Annotated in this window: 15 protein-coding genes; 2 read left to right on the top strand and 13 right to left on the bottom strand. The window is 73.5% G+C overall.

The window, feature by feature from the left end; all coding sequences use genetic code 11:
- The first annotated feature begins 88 nt into the window (after positions 1 to 88).
- Positions 89 to 664, top strand: coding sequence for a dihydrofolate reductase family protein (locus MF672_RS25350; protein WP_242376714.1), 576 nt, complete (start codon positions 89 to 91; stop codon positions 662 to 664).
- A gap of 82 nt (positions 665 to 746) precedes the next feature.
- Here MF672_RS25350 and MF672_RS25345 read toward each other — a convergent pair whose 3' ends face one another.
- The 13 genes from MF672_RS25345 to MF672_RS25285 are packed head-to-tail and all read right to left on the bottom strand — an operon-like array spanning position 747 to position 14,722.
- Positions 747 to 2,276 (bottom strand): CoA-acylating methylmalonate-semialdehyde dehydrogenase, encoded by a 1,530-nt coding sequence (locus MF672_RS25345; protein WP_302893262.1) that lies wholly within the window; start codon positions 2,274 to 2,276, stop codon positions 747 to 749.
- Positions 2,249 to 3,052, bottom strand: coding sequence for an HAD-IIB family hydrolase (locus MF672_RS25340; protein WP_242380478.1), 804 nt, complete (start codon positions 3,050 to 3,052; stop codon positions 2,249 to 2,251). The genes MF672_RS25345 and MF672_RS25340 overlap by 28 nt, the downstream gene beginning before the upstream one ends.
- Positions 3,049 to 3,852: an inositol monophosphatase family protein gene (locus tag MF672_RS25335; protein ID WP_242380480.1), complete on the bottom strand. Its 804-nt coding sequence runs from the start codon at positions 3,850 to 3,852 to the stop codon at positions 3,049 to 3,051. The genes MF672_RS25340 and MF672_RS25335 overlap by 4 nt, the downstream gene beginning before the upstream one ends.
- Positions 3,843 to 4,607 carry an HAD family hydrolase gene (locus MF672_RS25330; protein ID WP_242380482.1) on the bottom strand — a complete coding sequence of 255 codons (765 nt, stop codon included), beginning with the start codon at positions 4,605 to 4,607 and terminating at the stop codon, positions 3,843 to 3,845. The genes MF672_RS25335 and MF672_RS25330 overlap by 10 nt, the downstream gene beginning before the upstream one ends.
- Positions 4,604 to 5,701: an ABC transporter ATP-binding protein gene (locus MF672_RS25325; protein WP_242380484.1), complete on the bottom strand. Its 1,098-nt coding sequence runs from the start codon at positions 5,699 to 5,701 to the stop codon at positions 4,604 to 4,606. The genes MF672_RS25330 and MF672_RS25325 overlap by 4 nt, the downstream gene beginning before the upstream one ends.
- Complete coding sequence (locus tag MF672_RS25320; RefSeq protein ID WP_242380486.1) at positions 5,702 to 7,528, bottom strand: ABC transporter permease; 1,827 nt, start codon at positions 7,526 to 7,528, stop codon at positions 5,702 to 5,704. It lies immediately after the preceding gene.
- 25 nt (positions 7,529 to 7,553) lie between these two features.
- Complete coding sequence (locus MF672_RS25315; RefSeq protein ID WP_242380487.1) at positions 7,554 to 8,213, bottom strand: DUF47 domain-containing protein; 660 nt, start codon at positions 8,211 to 8,213, stop codon at positions 7,554 to 7,556.
- Entirely contained in the window at positions 8,210 to 9,190 is a 981-nt protein-coding gene (locus MF672_RS25310; RefSeq protein WP_242380489.1) for an inorganic phosphate transporter, read from the bottom strand. The genes MF672_RS25315 and MF672_RS25310 overlap by 4 nt, the downstream gene beginning before the upstream one ends.
- Positions 9,190 to 11,052, bottom strand: a complete 1,863-nt coding sequence (iolD, locus tag MF672_RS25305) for a 3D-(3,5/4)-trihydroxycyclohexane-1,2-dione acylhydrolase (decyclizing) (RefSeq protein WP_242380491.1) — start codon at positions 11,050 to 11,052, stop codon at positions 9,190 to 9,192. Before iolD ends, MF672_RS25310 begins: the two co-directional genes overlap by 1 nt.
- Complete coding sequence (locus MF672_RS25300) at positions 11,049 to 11,960, bottom strand: Cgl0159 family (beta/alpha)8-fold protein (RefSeq protein ID WP_242380493.1); 912 nt, start codon at positions 11,958 to 11,960, stop codon at positions 11,049 to 11,051. The genes iolD and MF672_RS25300 overlap by 4 nt, the downstream gene beginning before the upstream one ends.
- Positions 11,953 to 12,891: a 5-dehydro-2-deoxygluconokinase gene (iolC, locus tag MF672_RS25295; protein WP_242380541.1), complete on the bottom strand. Its 939-nt coding sequence runs from the start codon at positions 12,889 to 12,891 to the stop codon at positions 11,953 to 11,955. The genes MF672_RS25300 and iolC overlap by 8 nt, the downstream gene beginning before the upstream one ends.
- Positions 12,892 to 12,911: 20 nt before the next feature.
- Positions 12,912 to 13,754, bottom strand: coding sequence for a TIM barrel protein (locus MF672_RS25290; protein WP_242380495.1), 843 nt, complete (start codon positions 13,752 to 13,754; stop codon positions 12,912 to 12,914).
- Positions 13,751 to 14,722: a Gfo/Idh/MocA family protein gene (locus tag MF672_RS25285; RefSeq protein ID WP_242380497.1), complete on the bottom strand. Its 972-nt coding sequence runs from the start codon at positions 14,720 to 14,722 to the stop codon at positions 13,751 to 13,753. Before MF672_RS25285 ends, MF672_RS25290 begins: the two co-directional genes overlap by 4 nt.
- Positions 14,723 to 14,958: 236 nt before the next feature.
- Between MF672_RS25285 and MF672_RS25280 the strand changes: the two genes are divergently transcribed.
- Positions 14,959 to 16,125 carry an ABC transporter substrate-binding protein gene (locus MF672_RS25280; RefSeq protein ID WP_242380499.1) on the top strand — a complete coding sequence of 389 codons (1,167 nt, stop codon included), beginning with the start codon at positions 14,959 to 14,961 and terminating at the stop codon, positions 16,123 to 16,125.
- Positions 16,126 to 16,154: the final 29 nt, after the last annotated feature.

Genomic DNA, 16,154 nt, shown 5'->3' with positions numbered 1-16,154 from the left:
CGGGAGGTGTGTCGGATCGGGGCGGCGGCGTTCGTAGCAGGGGTGAGGCCGCGCGAGGCGCGCGACCACCACCTCCTGAGGAGACCTCATGACCGCCACCTACACCTTCGACATCTTCTCCACCCTCGACGGCTACGCCAACCACAACGGCGACTGGGGCGGCTACTGGGGCAAGCAGGGCCCGGAGTTCCTCGCCCACCGGGCCGCCGCCTACCGCGACCCGCTGCGCATGGTGCTCGGGGCCACGACCTACTCGTCGAACGCGCCGTTCCTCGGCGCGGGCGTCGACCGCGGCCGGTTCGACGGGTGGATCACGCGCATGTTCGAGTCCCCGGTCACGGTGCTGTCCAGCCGGCTGACCGAGCCGCTGGCGTGGCCGGGCACCACCATCGAGTCCGGCGATCCCGTCGAGGTGGTCGAGCGGCTCAAGGCGGAGTCCGGGGTGCCGCTGCGCTCCCACGGCAGCCTGACGCTCAACCGGGCGCTGCTGAACGCGGGCCTGGTCGACGTCATCGAGGTGACGGTGTTCCCGGTGATCTCCGGGGCGACCGGCGTGGACCGGGTCTTCGACGGGGTGGCCGACTTCGACCTGGAGCTGCTGGAGGCCCGGACCTTCGACCGTGACACGCAGGTGCTGACCTACCGGCCGGTCCGGCACGGCTGACGATAGTCTTGATCTACAGTGTAAAGGCGTATCCCCTGTCCCCTCACCCCTGGTCGTGCCGGGGAGGAGAGAGGGGACAGGGTCACGCGTTCGTGGGGAAGCCCAGGTTCACGCCGCCGTGCGAGGGGTCGGGCCAGCGGGCGGTGACGACCTTGCCGCGGGTGTAGAAGTGCACGCCCTCGGTGCCGTGCACGTGCGTGTCGCCGAACAGCGACGCCTTCCAGCCGCCGAAGCTGTAGAACGCCATCGGCACCGGGATCGGCACGTTGACGCCGACCATGCCGACCTCCACCTCGCTCTGGAAGCGCCGGGCCGCGCCGCCGTCGTTGGTGAAGACGGCCGTGCCGTTGCCGTACTCGCAGTCGTTGATGATCTTCAGGCCCTCCTCGTACGAGGACACCCGCACGACGGACAGGACCGGGCCGAAGATCTCGTCCGTGTGCGTCCGCGAGCCGGCGGGGACGTGGTCGAGCAGGGTCGGGCCGAGCCAGAAGCCGGGCGTGCCGGCGGCCCGGCCGCCGCCGAGCACGGGGGTGTCGCGGCCGTCGACGACGAGCGTGGCGCCCTCCTGGACGCCGAGGTCCAGGTAGGAGGCCACCTTGTCGCGGTGTGCGCGGGTGACCAGCGGCCCCATGTCGGACTTCGGGTCGTCGCCCGGCCCGATCACCAGCCGCTCGACGCGCTCCACGATCTTCCGTACGAGTGCGTCGCCGACCGGCTCGACCGCCAGCACCACCGAGATCGCCATGCAGCGTTCGCCGGCCGAGCCGAAGCCCGCGGAGACGGCGGCGTCGGCGACCAGGTCGAGGTCGGCGTCGGGCAGCACGAGCATGTGGTTCTTGGCGCCGCCGAGGGCCTGCACGCGCTTGCCGTGGCGGGTGCCGGTCCCGTACACGTGGCGGGCGATCGGGGTGGAGCCGACGAACGAGACGGCCTTGACGTCGGGGTGCTCCAGCAGCCGGTCCACGGCCGTCTTGTCGCCCTGCACGACGTTGAACACGCCGTCGGGCAGCCCGGCCTCCTGCCACAGCCGCGCCATCAGCAGCGACGCCGACGGGTCGCGTTCGGAGGGCTTCAGCACGAACGTGTTCCCGCACGCGACCGCGATCGGGAACATCCACATCGGCACCATGACGGGGAAGTTGAACGGGGTGATGCCCGCCACCACGCCGAGCGGCTGCCGCATCGACCAGGAGTCGACCCGGGTCGAGACGCCTTCGGAGAAGTCGCCCTTGAGCAGGTGCGGGATGCCGCACGCGAAGTCCAGCACCTCCAGCCCGCGGGCGACCTCGCCGAGCGCGTCGGCGTGCACCTTGCCGTGCTCGGCCGAGATGAGCGCGGCCAGCTCGTCCCGGTGGGCCTCCATCAGCTCGCGGTAGCGGAACAGCACCCGGGCCCGCTTGACGAGGGAGGTGTCGCGCCAGGCGGGGAAGGCGGCCGCGGCGGCGGCCACGGCCGCGTCCACGTCGGCGGGGGAGGCGAGCGCGACGTGCCCGGCGACCTCCCCGGTCGCCGGGTCGTACAGCTCGGCGGACCGGCCGTGCCCGTCCAGGCGGGCGCCGTTGATCCAGTGGTTGACCGACTTCACAGCTCTCCTTCTCCTCCGGCCCATCCGTTGGACCGGAACGCCAGCTCCACGACGTCCACGAGCGCGCCGGCGGCGCAGGCCCTGGTCACGACGTCGGCCGCGGCGACGACGTCGGGGTGGCCGTCGCCGACGGCGAACCCGACCCCGGCGGCCGTGATCATGTCGCGGTCGTTCGGGTTGTCGCCGACGGCGGCGATCTGCTCCAGGGGCACGTTCCCGGCCGCGGCCAGCTCGCGCAGGGCGGTGCCCTTGGTCGCCTGCTCCGCCAGCACCTCCAGGTACGTCGCCTCGGAGCGGACGGTGACCGTTCCCGGGATGTCCAGTTCGGGGAACGGGCCGCCGATGAGCATGCACTTGGTGATCTCGTCGGGCGGCAGCGCCGCCCAGTCGCCGGGGTCGCGCAGCGTGATGCCGTCCCGCCGGGCGTAGTCGCGCAGCTCGGGCGCGTCGTGCACGGCCAGCGCCTCCCCGCCGCTGAACGCGACCGGGTAGACCCCGGCGGGCAGGTCGCCGAACAGGCCGAGCAGCGTCTTCCACGCGGCGGCCGGCAGGTTGCGCGCGCGGAGCACGTCGCCCGTCGCCAGGTTCACGGTCGCGGCGCCGTTGTAGAGGATGGCGGGCGCGTCCAGGCCCAGCTCGTCGTAGTAGGGGCGGGCGGAGCGCTCCATGCGGCCGGTGGCGAGGACGACCTCGCCGCCGGCCCGCTGGAAGCGGCGCAGCGCCTCGCGGCTGGCGGGGACCATGGCGAGGTCGCGGCCGACGAGGGTGCCGTCGAGGTCTGTCACGATCCAGCGGATCACCGGGCGCTCCTGGCCCCGGCGACGTCGGCCAGCACGGAGCCGGCGAGGTCGAAGCCGCCCACGGTGGCGAGGTAGCCGCCCGGCTCGAAGACGCTGCCGGACAGCGGGATGTAGACGCCGCCGGCCTGCTTGATCAGCAGGGAGCCGGCGGCGACGTCCCAGGCGTTGACGCGGGTGCCGTAGGCCACGTCGGACCAGCCGGCGGCGACGTGCGCGAGCTTGAGCGCCGCGCTGCCGGGCCGGCGGACGGCGGCGAACGCCTGGGTCATTCGGGAGAAGCGGCGCAGCGCGCCCTCCTCGTCCTCGGCCAGGTCGCGGGGGGTGGGGTAGCTGGACAGCAGCATCGCCTCGCGTTCGGTGGCGGCGCCGGCGCTGCGGATCGGCTCGCCGTTGCAGGTGGCGCCGCCGAGCCAGGCGGTGAACTCGTCGTCGCGCACGGGGTCGTAGACGACGCCGGCCACGACTTCGCCGTCGCGCGCCGCCGCGATCGAGGTGCAGAAGAACGGCAGGCCGGCGGCGAAGTTCGCGGTGCCGTCGATGGGGTCGACGTACCAGTGGACGGCGCCCTCGCCGCGGGTGCCGCCCTCCTCGCCGACCACGACGCTGTCGGGGCAGTGCCGTTCCAGGACGGCGCGGATGTCCTCCTCCGCCGCTTTGTCGTGCACGGTGACCGGGTCGTGGAAGTCGCGCTTGGTCTGGATCTCGGGGCGGGAGCGGAAGGCGCCGCGCAGGCGGTCGCCGACCGCCCTCGCCGCTTCGACGGCGAGGTCGGCCAGCTCGCGGGAGGTGTTCACGTCCATGTCTTCTCCAGGAGTCCGAGGAGGGCGCGGGGGTCCTCGACGGTGGCGTGGGGGCTCTGCCGTACGGCGTACGGGAGCTGGTCGGTGCTGGCGGAGACCATCAGGACGGTCGCGCCCGCCCCGGCCCGCGCGCCGCAGACGACGTCGCGGTCGTAGTTGTCCCCGACGTACCAGACGTCGGCGGGCGGCACGCCCAGCGACCGGCAGGCGAGCAGGATCATCTCGGGGTTCGGCTTGCGGACGCCGGCCTCGTCGCTGTAGACCTGCACGGCCACCTGGTCGTCGAGCCCGGCGGCGGCCAGGTAGTCGCGGTGCACGGCGCCGGACAGGGCGTTGCTGACGATCCCGGGAACGACGCCGTGCGCCCAGCAGGCGGCCAGCAGCTCCCGCATGCCGGTGCGGAGCTTGCGGTCGCTGCGCAGCTCGCCCATGCGCTTGCACAGGGGGGTCGCCTCGACGGTGACCAGCGTGCGGGCCCGCTCGGGCCAGTCGGTGGCCACGAACTCGGCCCAGAACCTGCGGTGCGTCATCTCCTCCGGGGCGTACTGCCGGGAGGTGGAGTCCTTCCAGTACTTGTCGGCCCGGGCGGCGGCCCGGAGGTCGCCCTCGATCTCCTCTGCGGTGAGCCCGTCGAACCCGGTCCTGCCGAGCAGCGTGTGCACCTCGGCGGCCAGCTCGGCGGCCCAGGACGGGCGTTTGGCGGTCTCGACGACGACGCCGCCGAAGTCGAGGAGCAGCGCCTTGGGACGGTTCACGCGCGGACCTCCGCCCGGTCCCAGGAGGTGATCCGCGCGCCGTCGGCGGCGAACAGGTGGAGCTGCTCGGTCCAGCAGGTCAGCACGTCGCCCGGGCCGGCCTGGACCGGCCGGTAGGAGACGGCGTACAGCTCGGTGTCCAGGACGCGCAGCCGCACCGTCCAGGACGAGCCGGCCGGCAGCACGGCCTCGACGACCGCCTCCTCGCTCCAGGCGGCGGCGGGCGGGGCGTCGAAGTGCAGCGCCTCCGGCCGGATGCCGACGGCGGCCGGGACGCTCTTCGCGCCGCCCGACTCGACGAAGCGCAGCAGGGACGCGGCCAGCCCGCCGGGGGCGGCGCCGGCGTCCACGATCGCCATGGGCGGGCTGCCGACGAACTCGGCGACGAACCGGTTGGCGGGCCGGGCGTACATCTCCATCGGGGCGGCGAGCTGCTGCAGCTCGCCCTCGTTCATGACGGCCACGTCGGTGGCCATGGTGAGCGCTTCGAGCTGGTCGTGCGTGACGAAGACGATCGTCGCGCCGCTCTCCTCGTGGATGCGCTTGAGCTCGGCGCGCATCTCCAGGCGCAGCCGGGCGTCGAGGTTCGACAGCGGCTCGTCGAGCAGCAGCACCGTGGGGTTGACGGCGAGCATCCTGGCCAGGGCGACGCGCTGCTGCTGGCCGCCGGACAGCTGCGACGGGTAGCGGTCCATGGCGGCGTCGACGTGCACCATCTTCAGCGCCGCCTCGGCGCGGGCGCGCCGTTCGGGGCCGGGCACCTTGCGCATGCGCAGGCCGAACTCGACGTTCTCGCGCAGCGACAGGTGCGGCCAGAGCGCGTAGTTCTGGAAGACCAGCCCCATGGCGCGTTTCTCGGGCGGGACGTAGATCCCCTGCTCGACGGAGTCGAGGACGCGGTCGCCGACGGTGATGCTGCCCGCGGTGGGCTGTTCCAGGCCGGCGATCATGCGCAGGGTGGTGGTCTTCCCGCAGCCGGAGGGGCCGAGCAGGCACATGAAGGCGCCGTCGGGGACCACGAGGTCGAGGTTCTTCACCGCGAACTCTCCGCCGCCGTAGCTTTTGGAGATCGCGCTGAGGGTGATGTCCGGCATCTATCCTCCTAGTCCGGATGCCAGGCTGCTCTTGGTGAGGCGCTGGGTCAGGTAGGTCATGGTGAAGGAGAGCAAGGCGATCATGAGGACGACGCCGTTGGCGAGCTGGGTGTAGCCGTAGTCGACCAGGCCGATCGACAGGGTCGTGAGCAGCTGGGTCCCGGTGGTGGTGAGCATGACGACGATGCTGAGCTCCTTGAGCCCGGAGATGAAGGGCAGCACGATCCCGGTGACGAGGGCGCCCTTCTGGATGGGGAAGACGATCCGGCGCATCCGCTGCCACCACGCCGCGCCGGCGATCTGCGCGGCCTCCTCCGGCTCCCGGCCGAGCTGCATCATGGCCGCGATGCCCGAGCGCGAGCTGTAGGGCAGGTGGGTGACGGCCATGACCAGGATGAGCAGGAACGTCGTCCCGTACAGGGCGGGGACGGGCCCGCGGGCGACGGCGAACAGCGACAGCGAGGCGGCGGCGAAGGCGATGCCGGGCACGAGGTAGGGCAGGAAGGAGACCTGCCGCAGGAAGGCCGCGATGCGCGGGGCCGTCCCGCGCACCACCACGTACCCGACGAGCAGGCCGGCGACGGCGCAGATCAGCGAGGCCAGCCCGACGATGCGGACCGAGTTCCACGCGGCCTCCCACAGCTCCGGGCCGCGCAGCACGCCGTGCGGGAAGCCGACCGCCCCGGGGAGCCGCTCGGCGAGCCAGTAGTCGAGCGTGAGGGTGGACAGGTCCAGCGGGGTCCTGGTCACGGTGGACAGCAGCAGCGTGAGCACGGGCACGAGCACGCTCACCGCGAAGACCACCATGCCGAGCGCGAACGCGGGCCAGCGCCAGCGGCGCAGGTCGCCGACCCGGTCCATCGCGCCCTTGCCGCCCACGGTGACGAACCTGCGCTGCTCGCGCATGAGCCGCATGTCGGTGAAGACGATGAGGATGCCGATGATCACGATGACGGTGGCGAGCACGGAGGCCACGCCGGTGCTGCGGTCGCGGATCGACTGGAACAGGCCGGTGGACAGCACCCGGTAGTCGGCGGGCAGGCCGAGCACGTACGGCGTGCCGAACGTGCCGAGCACCCGGCCGACCACGAGCAGCACGGCCGAGGACAGCGCGGGCAGCATGAGCGGGATCACGATCCGCCGCACGACGGTGCGCCGCGGCGCGCCGAGGATCCGCGCGGAGTCCTCGAGCTGCACGTCGATGCGGCGCAGCGCGTTGCCCACCAGGAGCAGTACGAACGGGTAGTAGTGCAGCCCGAGCGTGACGATGATCGGCAGCGCGCCGTAGGCCAGCCAGTCGGGCGTGCGGACGCCCTGGGCCTGGAGGAACCCCACCTGCCCGGCGGCCCGCTCGTTCTTGAACAGCGTCAGCCAGGCCAGCGAGAACGTCCACGACGGCAGCATGTACGGCACCACCAGCGCCCCGGCCAGCCACTTGCGTCCCGGCACGTTCGTCCGGGTCACCAGCCAGGCCATGCCGCCGCCGAGCACCAGCGCGAACAGGGTGGTGCCCACGGCGACGACGAGCGTGTTGACCAGCGGCTCCCAGAACAGCAGCTCGCTGATCCGGGAACGGAAGACCCGCCACAGGTAGTAGCCGGTCCACTCGCCCGGCTGCTGCCCGGCGTGCGCCTCGTCGCCGTACTGCAGGCGGAAGGCGTCGGACAGCACCGCGAACAGCGGGGCCACGACGAGGTAGGCCAGCACGACGACGAGGATCAGGCCGAGCGCGGCCGTCGGGTCGTGCCGCAGGACCTGCAGGCGGTAGAGCAGTCTGCGCCGTCTCGGCGGGCGAGGCGGCGGCTGCGTCTTGGTCACAACAGCCATCGGGTTTCCTTCGGGGGGTTGGGCATCAGTGACTTCTCTTGAGCATCGCGTCGGCGAGGGCGTCGGCCGACTCCCCGAGCCGCCGGCCCACCGCGTCCAGGCGGGACAGCAGCTCGCGTTCGCGCAGGGTGTCCATCTCCAGCGTCCCGGCGAACAGCGTGGTGAGCCTGGCCTGGTAGAGCTGGCGCACGCGGCTCTGGGACTTGCGGGTGGCCAGCAGGGAGACCATGACGGAGCCGGGGTCGGTGAGCATCTTGACCAGGGCCTGTTCCAGCTCGTCCAGCCCGTCGATGACGGCCTGCAGCGGCTCGACGGCGAAGCCGAGGTCGGACAGCCCGAACAGGTCGGCCTCGCGGACGAAGTCGCGCAGCTGGTCGAGCACGTCGTCGATGGAGCGGGACAGCCGGAACAGGTCCTCCCTGTCGATGGGGGTGGCCAGCGTCCGCGACAGGGCGCGGACGAGCTCGGCCCGCGCCTGGTCGCCCTCGTGCTCGACCACGGACATGCGGGCGCGGGCCGCCGCGCTCTCGACCGTGCCCGAGGCGGCCGTGCGGGCCAGCTCGGCGCCCTGCCGCGCCGTGGCGACCTGGCCGCGGAGCAGGTCGATCACCCGCCGGGCGGTACGGCCGCGCAGGTCGTCCAGGACCCTGCGGAGCCGGCCGGCGCGGCCCTTGGCGCCGCTCACAGCAGCCTCAGCCCGAGCCCGGCCAGGCAGCCCAGCAGCAGTGACGACGGGAGGGTGACCAGCCACGCCGTGCCCATGTTCGCCACGCTCTGCCATCGCACCCTCCTGCTTCCTTCGCTGGCGGCCACGCCGACGACGCCGGCGGTCACCGATTGGGTCATGCTCACCGGGCTCCCCAGCGCCGAGCTGCCGAGCACGGCGCCGGTGGCCGCCGTCTCGGCCGAGACCACGTGCAGCGGCCGGGCGATGACCAGGCCGCGGCCGATCCGCCCGCCCACCCGGTCGAGACTGGTCAGGGAGCCGGCCAGGAACAGCGCCACGAGCACGGCCATCCACGCCGGCGGGACGGCGACGGGCCCGACCCCGCCGAGCCCGTCGCGGCCCACGTCGAGCGCCACGCTGGCGACCGCGATCATCTTCTGGCCGTCGTTGAGCGCGTACGCGGTGCACTGCGCCGCGTACGCCACCAGGTGGGCGGCGAGCACGAGCCTCGGCATCCGCCGGTAGGACGGCACCCGGCGGGCGGCGGCCCCCAGCAGGTAGCCGAGGACCAGCCCGACGACGGGGGCGCAGAGCCCGATGGCGAGCACGGTGGCGAGGCTCCGCCACGACACCGGCACGCCGGCGCCGAGCCCCGCGCCGGAGATGCCGCCGATCACGGCCAGCGTGAGGCTGGTCGGCAGTCCTCGGCCGGTCAGCGCCGCGACGACCACGATCGCGATCACCACGCCGGTCAGGAACACCGCCGCGCCGGCGCCGGTGCCCAGTCCCGCCAGCCCCTCGGTGAAGGTCCGCGCGACCGCGACGCCCAGCACGTACGGCGTGCCGAACAGGACCGTCACGAGCAGCGCGACGGCCACCCAGCCGGGCATGTGCGGGAACCGCAGCCCCAGCCCGATCAGCGTGGCCCCGTCGTTGGCGCCGCTGATCAGCACGAACAGGGCGGCCAGCAGGGCGAAGGCGAGCGTCCAGCCCATCAGAGGTAGGGCCGTTGGTCGCGCTTGGCCGCGTCGTAGCGTTCGCGCGCGGCCCGGGCCTCGGGCAGCGCGGACACCTCGGCGACCGGCACGTCCCACCACGCCTGGGCGGCCGGGCCGGCGCCCGGGGCGGGCTCGACGTGCACGACGGTGGTCCTGGCGGACTCCTTGGCCTTGACCAGGGCCGCCCGCAGGGACTCGGGGGTGTCGGCGCGCAGCACGTCGGCGCCCAGGCTGGCGGCGTTGGCGGCCAGGTCGAGGGGGAGGGGCGGCCCGTCGAGCTCGCCGCCCGCGCCGCGCGCCCGGTAGGCGGTGCCGAGCCGGCGCGCCCCCACGGCCTCGCTGAGGTCGCCGATGGAGGCGAAGCCCTGGTTGTCGACCAGGACGACGACGAGCTTGACGCCCTCCTGCACGGCCGTGGCGATCTCCTGCGCCATCATCAGGTACGAGCCGTCGCCGACCAGCACGAACACCTCGCGCTCCGGCGCGCCCAGCTTCACCCCGAGCCCGCCCGCGATCTCGTAGCCCATGCACGAGTACCCGTACTCCACGTGGTACTGCTCGGGGTCGCTCGCCCGCCAGAGCCGGTGCAGGTCGCCGGGCATCGAACCGGCCGCGTTGACCACGACGCCGCCCGCGGCCAGCTCGTTGACGATGCCGAGCGCGACGGGCTGCGTGAGCCGCGTCCCCGCGCAGGCGCGGCCGATCTCGGCCTGCCAGGCGGTGGCGAGGGCGGTGGCCCGGCGGGTCCAGTCCGCGTCGGCCCGCCAGCCCGTCTCGTCCAGCGTCTCGTCGAGCGTCTCGTCGAGCGCGGACAGGGCCGCGCGGGCGTCGGCGACGAGCATGAGGCCGGCGTTCTTGGCCGCGTCGAAGGCGGCGATGTTGACGTTGAGGAACCTGGCCGGCCCGAACAGGGTGCGCGAGGCGGTGGTGAAGTCGGTGTAGCGGGTGCCGACGCCGATCACCAGGTCGGCGTCGCGGGCCAGGGCGGCGGCGGCCCGGGTGCCGGTGTGGCCGATCGCGCCGACCGCGCAGGGATGGTCGTACGGCAGCGCGCCCTTGCCCGCCTGCGTCTCGCCCACCGGGACGCCGTGGTTCTCGGCGAACCTGGCCAGCTCCGTCCACGCCTGGCTGTACTTGACCCCGCCGCCGGCGACGATCAGCGGCCGGCGTGAGCTCCGCAGCAGCTCGGCGGCCCTGGCCAGCGCGGCGGGCTCGGGAACGGGCCGCGGCACGTGCCACACCCGCTTGGCGAACAGCTCCTCCGGCCAGTCGTGCGCCTCGGCCTGCACGTCCTGCGGCAGCGCCAGCGTGACGGCGCCGGTCTCAGCCGGGTCGGTCAGCACCCGCATCGCCGCCAGCAGGGCGGACGGCAGCTGCTCGGGCCGGTTGATCCGGTCGAAGAAGCGCGACAGCGGGCGCAGCGCGTCGTTGACGGACACGTCGTAGGAGCGCGGGTCCTCAAGCTCCTGCAGCACCGGGCCGGCGGCCCTGGTGGCGAAGATGTCGCCGGGCAGCAGCAGCACGGGCAGCCGGTTGACGGTGGCCAGCGCCGCGCCGGTGACCAGGTTCGTGGCGCCGGGGCCGATGGAGGCCGTGCAGGCGAACGTCGACAACCGGCCGCGGGTGCGGGCGTAGCCGACGGCGGTGTGGACCATGGCCTGCTCGTTGCGCGCCAGGTAGTAGGGGAGCGGGCCGCCGGTGCCCGCGCCCTGCTCGGCCAGGGCCTGGCCGATCCCCGCCACGTTGCCGTGGCCGAAGATGCCGAGGACGCCGGCGATCAGGCGGTGCTCGGCGCCGTCGCGTTCCGACCACTGGTTGGCGAGGAAGCGCACCAGCGCCTGCGCCGTGGTCAGCCTCATGCCGCACCTCCGGCGGGCACGGGCAGGTGGGTGCCCTCCAGCAGGCCGAGCGCGGTGTCGACCGCGCCCTCGACGTCGCCGTCCGGCGGGTAGAGCAGCGTCCGGCCGGCGACCAGGCCGCGCACGCCGGGCAGGCGCAGCGCGTCGCCCCAGGAGCCGAACATCGCGTCGGGGTCCTGGCCGGAGTCGCCGCCCAGCAGCAGGACCGGCAGGGTCGTCGCCTCCATGACGCGCTCCATGTCCGGCACGACCGGGAGCTTGAGCCAGGTGCGCGCGGAGGTCACGCCGAGCGCCTGGCCGACGCTGATGCTGCGGATCACCGCCTCGGGCGACAGGTCGTGCCGGACGGCGCCCTCGTGGCGGCCGGACCAGAAGGGCTCGACCATCGCCATCAGGCCGCGCCTGGCCAGCTCGGTGACGGCCGCGCCGCAGCCGGCCAGGGTGGCGGCGGTGGCGGCGTCCTCGGGCGCGATCCGGCACAACATCTTGCCGCCGTCGAGCCCCATCGCCGCGATCGAGTCGGCGTCGTAGGCCGTGAACCGGTCGTCGAACTCGAACACCGCGCCGTGCACGCCGCCGCGGTTCATCGAGCCGATGACGAGCTTGTCGTCGAGCGCGCCGAGCAGCAGCAGGTCCTCGACGATGTCGGGGGTGGCGAGCAGGCCGTCCACGCCCGGCCTGGCCAGGGCGGTCGTCAGCCGGTCCAGCAGGTCCACGCGGCTGCGCATGGCCATGGGGTGGCCGGCCACCCCGAGCGAGCCGCGCGCCGGGTGGTCGGCGGCGATGATGAGCAGGTGCTCCCTGCCGTTCCTGAGCGGCCGGCGCCTGCGGGCAGCGGCCGCCTCGGCGATGCGTTCCGGCTGCCAGGCCCGCTCGTCGAGCAGCCTGCGGTAGTCCTGCTCACGCATGGGTGAGGCCTCCTTCTGAACGGGCGGGCAGGGCGGCCTCGATCTCGTCCGGCGTGGGCATCGCGGGCGCGCAGGCCAGCCGTCCGGCGACGATCGCGCCCGCCGCGTTGGCGAAGCGCAGCGTGCGCTCCAGCGGCCAGCCGGCCAGCAGGCCGTGGCAGAGCGCGCCGCCGAAGGCGTCGCCCGCGCCGAGGCCGTTGACGACCTCGACGGGCACGGGCGGCACGCGTACGGTCTCCGTCGCGGTCATGCCCAGCACGCCCGCCGAGCCCTGCTTGACGACCGCCAGCTCGACGCCGGCCGCGAGCAGGGCGGCGCCCGCCGCGACCGGGTCGCGGGTCCCGGTGGCGACCTCGGCCTCGTCGAGGTTGCCGACCGCGACGGTGACGTGCCCGAGCGCGGCCCGCACCCGCTCGCGGGCGAGCGCCGGGCCGGGCCAGAACATGGGGCGGTAGTCCAGGTCGAGCACGGTGTGCGGCCGGCGCCCCCGGGCCCGCCACGCGGCCAGGTGCGCGCTGAGCGACGGCTCGGCCGACAGCCCGGTCACGGTGGCCCAGAACAGCCCGGCCCGCGCGACGGCGGTCAGGTCCAGCTCGCCGGGCGCGATCTGCAGGTCGGGCGCCCGGTCGCGGTAGAAGTACAGCGGGAAGTCCTCGGGGGGCCTGATCTCGCAGAACGTCACCGGCGTCGGCCGGCCCGGCACCGCGGTGACGAGGCTGTCGTCCACACCGTACGCGCGCAGCGCGTCGTGCACGAACCCGCCGAACGGGTCGTCGCCGGTCCTGGTGATGACCGCGCTGGCCCGGCCGAGGCGGGCGGCGGCCACGGCCACGTTCGTCGCGCTGCCGCCCAGGTACTTGCCGAACGTCTCGACCTGCCGCAGCGGCACGCCGGTCTGCAGCGGGTAGACGTCCACGCCGACCCGGCCCATCGTCAGCACCTCCGGCGGCCTCACGCCAGGCCCCGCAGGAACGCCACGCTCGCGCGGACGTCGCCGGCCGGGCCCGCCCCCGCCGGCGGCTCGGCGTCGAGGATCACGTCCTGCTCCATGACGTACCAGCCGGTGTACCCGGCGGCCGTCAGGCTCGCGACGATGCCCTTGACGTCGACGTCGCCGAGGCCGAGCCGGCGGTAGATCCCGGCGCGCACGGCCTGCGTGTAGGTCAGCTCGCCGGCGCGGACGCGGGCCGCGAGCGCCGCGTCGACGTCCTTGAGGTGGACGTGCGCGACGCGTCCGGGGGCGCGCTCGGCGACGTCCAGCGGGTCGGTGCCGCCGATGAGCAGGTGGCCGGTGTCCAGGCAGAGCGCGACGGAGCTGCCGCCGAGCACCCGCTCCACCTCCTCGCGGCTCTCGACCATGGTGCCGACGTGCGGGTGGAGGGTGGCGACGCGGCCCGTCCCGGCCGCCTCTGCGGCGATCCTGTCGAGGTTGCCGAGCAGGGTGCGCCAGCCGGCCGCGTCCAGCTCGGGGCGGGTGTCGTAGCCGTCCTGGCCGGTGGCGGCGGCCAGCACCACGACCGTGCCGTCCGCGAACCCGGACCAGGTGGCCCGCAGCCCCGGCAGCGGGTCGTGGCCGGGGTCGTGCAGCACCACGGGGACGAACGCGCCGGCCGGCCGCAGCCCGTACCGGCCGAGCAGGTCCTGCCCGGCCGGCAGGAAGCCCTCGGGGCCCAGCTCGGTGGCGGTCAGGCCGAGTTCGGCCATCTCGGCGAGCACGCGTCCGGCGGGGAGCTGGTGGCCCCAGCCGGGGACCTCGCAGACCCCCCAGGAGATGGGGGCGGCGGCGATCCTCACTTGGTCACCTCCACCAGGCGCACGGCGCGGCCCTCGCGGCGCGACAGGTCGGCGGCCTCGGCGAGGTGGAGCGCGGCCAGGGCGTCCTGGACGGTGCAGGGGCTCTCGCGCTCGCCCCGCGCCATCGCGAGGAAGGCGTCCATCTCGGCGACGTAGGCGGCCTCGAACCTGCTCTGGAAGTCCGGCCACGGCCGCCCGGCGGGGCCGGGCCCGTCCGCCGGGCGCAGCGGGGTCCGGTCGCCCAGCCCGGCGGCCCAGGTGCCGCGGGTGCCCGCGAGCTCCATGCGCACGTCGTAACCGGCGCCGTTGTAGCGCGAGCCCTGGAGCGTGACGAGGGTGCCGTCGTCCATGGTGATGAGCGCGGCGCTGTTGTCGACGTCGTCGGACGCGGCGAAGAAGGCCGCGCCGCGGTTGGCGCCGGTGGCGTACACGCTGTCGGCCTCGTGGCCGGTGACCCAGCGCAGGATGTCGAAGTCGTGGATGTGGCAGTCGCGGAAGATGCCGCCGGACTGGGCGACGTACTCGGCGGGAGGGGGCGCGGGGTCGCCGGTCAGCAGGTGGACCCGGTGCAGCTCGCCGAGCTCGCCGGCGCGCAGCGCGGCGCGGGCGGCGGCGTAGCCGGCGTCGAAGCGGCGCTGGAAGCCGATGTGCACGGGGGTGCCGCTGCGCTCGACGGCCGCGGCGACCCGCAGGGTCTCGGCCACGGTCGGGGCGGCGGGCTTCTCGCAGAACGCCGGCACCTTCAGCTCGCAGGCCCGCAGCAGCGCCTCGGCGTGCGCGGACGTCGGTGTCGTGATCACCACCGCGTCGGCGTCGAAGGGGTCGGCGACCCGGGCGCCCAGCCGCCGCGCCGTCTCCTCGGCTCTGCCGCCGTCCACGTCGGCGACGACGAGCTCGTCGACGAGGGTGGACAGGGTCGCGGCATGGAACATGCCGATCCGGCCGAGGCCCAGTAAGCCCACACGCATGATCGCTCCTCATCCAGGGGCCTCCAGTTGTAGATGAACAACAGATGAACAGTCAATACTTTGTCCTGACATTAGGAGAAAGCTGGCGAGCAGTGTCAAGCCGGATCGACGGCAAGGCGGACGTAAGAATGTCTTGACAAATTATTCACGTGACGTTCATCGTAAGTTCACCATGGCGTCGTCGGGGCTGGTGCGGCGCTTCCGGACCCTTGAGAGGTAAGAGGAGTGACGCCATCATGAGGCGTACCGCGAAGATCATCTCCGTGGCGGCGTTAGCGGTCGCCGCCGCGGCGTGCGCGCCTTCCACGGCCGGCGACGCCCCGTCGACGGCGACCGCCAAGGCGCTGCCCGGCCCCTCGCTCGACGCGAACTTCGACCTGGAGGCGCTGGTCGCCGCCGCGAAGAACGAGGGCGGCCTGCTGGTCTACGACTCCAGCGGCGACATCGAGGAGGTGGCGAAGGCCTTCACCGCCAAGTACGGCATCGCCATGGAGGGCGTGAAGTCGGACACCCCGCAGACCGCCGAGAAGATGCTCAGGGAGCACGCCGCGGACAACGTCACCATCGACGCCGCCATGTACGAGGACGGCGGCGTGCTGGTCGGCCAGCTGGCGCCGCAGGGGGTGACGCAGACCTGGATCCCCGCGGACCTGAAGGACCAGATCCCCGCCGAGAACCAGAACCCGCTGCTCGCCCTGTCGAAGGCCACCGTCTTCGCCTACAACACCAAGCTGTCGCCCGGCGGCTGCCCGGTCAAGAACATCTGGGACCTGACCGAGCCGGAGTGGGCCGGCAAGCTCGTGATGCAGGACCCGCTGGGCAAGCCGACCGTGCTGTCGTTCTTCACCCAGCTCGACGCGCACGGCAACCAGGCCCTGGAGCAGGCGTTCCAGACGAAGTACGGCAAGCCGCTGAAGACGGAGGAGAAGAGCGCCGCCTACGAGTGGATCAAGCGGCTGGCCGGCAACCGGCCGGTGCTGACGGGCTCCGACGAGGACATCTCCAGCGCGGTCGGCGCGCCGAACGCGACCGACAAGAAGATCGGCTTCATGTCGACCTCGAAGTTCCGCAACAACGAGGACAAGGGCTACGCGCAGTCCACCTGCGAGGGCATGGCGCCCTTCGCCGGCTTCAGCTACCCGAAGTACGTGGCGATCGCCAGCAAGACCAAGCACCCCAACGCGGCGAAGCTGTACGTGCACTTCATCATGACCGAAGAGGGCGTCAAGCACGAGATCGGCGAGGGCGGCATCTCGGGCAACAGCACGGTCAAGCCGCTGGTCACCCCGGCCGGGCTGGCCGACTGGCAGGGCCAGCTCTTCCACACCGACCCGAAGAACCTGCTCGGGGACCTGCAGAACCGCCAGACCATCTCCGACTTCTGGCGCGTCAACAAGAGCTAGGCGGCGCCCCGCGGCCCGGCCGCCCGGCC

Source organism: Actinomadura luzonensis (assembly GCF_022664455.2).
Taxonomy (GTDB): domain Bacteria; phylum Actinomycetota; class Actinomycetes; order Streptosporangiales; family Streptosporangiaceae; genus Nonomuraea; species Nonomuraea luzonensis.
Note: the sequence above shows the minus strand (reverse complement) of the source record. Positions and strands in the feature narration are given on the sequence as shown.

Excerpts from the sequence above, each read along its gene's own strand:
- MF672_RS25350 (WP_242376714.1), top strand. The coding sequence starts at position 89 with ATGACCGCCACCTACACCTTCGACATCTTCTCCACCCTCGACGGCTAC.
- MF672_RS25345 (WP_302893262.1), bottom strand. The coding sequence starts at position 2,276 with ATGGGCCGGAGGAGAAGGAGAGCTGTGAAGTCGGTCAACCACTGGATC.
- MF672_RS25335 (WP_242380480.1), bottom strand. The coding sequence starts at position 3,852 with ATGGACGTGAACACCTCCCGCGAGCTGGCCGACCTCGCCGTCGAAGCG.
- MF672_RS25325 (WP_242380484.1), bottom strand. The coding sequence starts at position 5,701 with ATGCCGGACATCACCCTCAGCGCGATCTCCAAAAGCTACGGCGGCGGA.
- MF672_RS25320 (WP_242380486.1), bottom strand. The coding sequence starts at position 7,528 with ATGGCTGTTGTGACCAAGACGCAGCCGCCGCCTCGCCCGCCGAGACGG.
- MF672_RS25310 (WP_242380489.1), bottom strand. The coding sequence starts at position 9,190 with ATGGGCTGGACGCTCGCCTTCGCCCTGCTGGCCGCCCTGTTCGTGCTG.
- iolD (WP_242380491.1), bottom strand. The coding sequence starts at position 11,052 with ATGAGGCTGACCACGGCGCAGGCGCTGGTGCGCTTCCTCGCCAACCAG.
- MF672_RS25300 (WP_242380493.1), bottom strand. The coding sequence starts at position 11,960 with ATGCGTGAGCAGGACTACCGCAGGCTGCTCGACGAGCGGGCCTGGCAG.
- iolC (WP_242380541.1), bottom strand. The coding sequence starts at position 12,891 with ATGGGCCGGGTCGGCGTGGACGTCTACCCGCTGCAGACCGGCGTGCCG.
- MF672_RS25285 (WP_242380497.1), bottom strand. The coding sequence starts at position 14,722 with ATGCGTGTGGGCTTACTGGGCCTCGGCCGGATCGGCATGTTCCATGCC.
- MF672_RS25280 (WP_242380499.1), top strand. The coding sequence starts at position 14,959 with ATGAGGCGTACCGCGAAGATCATCTCCGTGGCGGCGTTAGCGGTCGCC.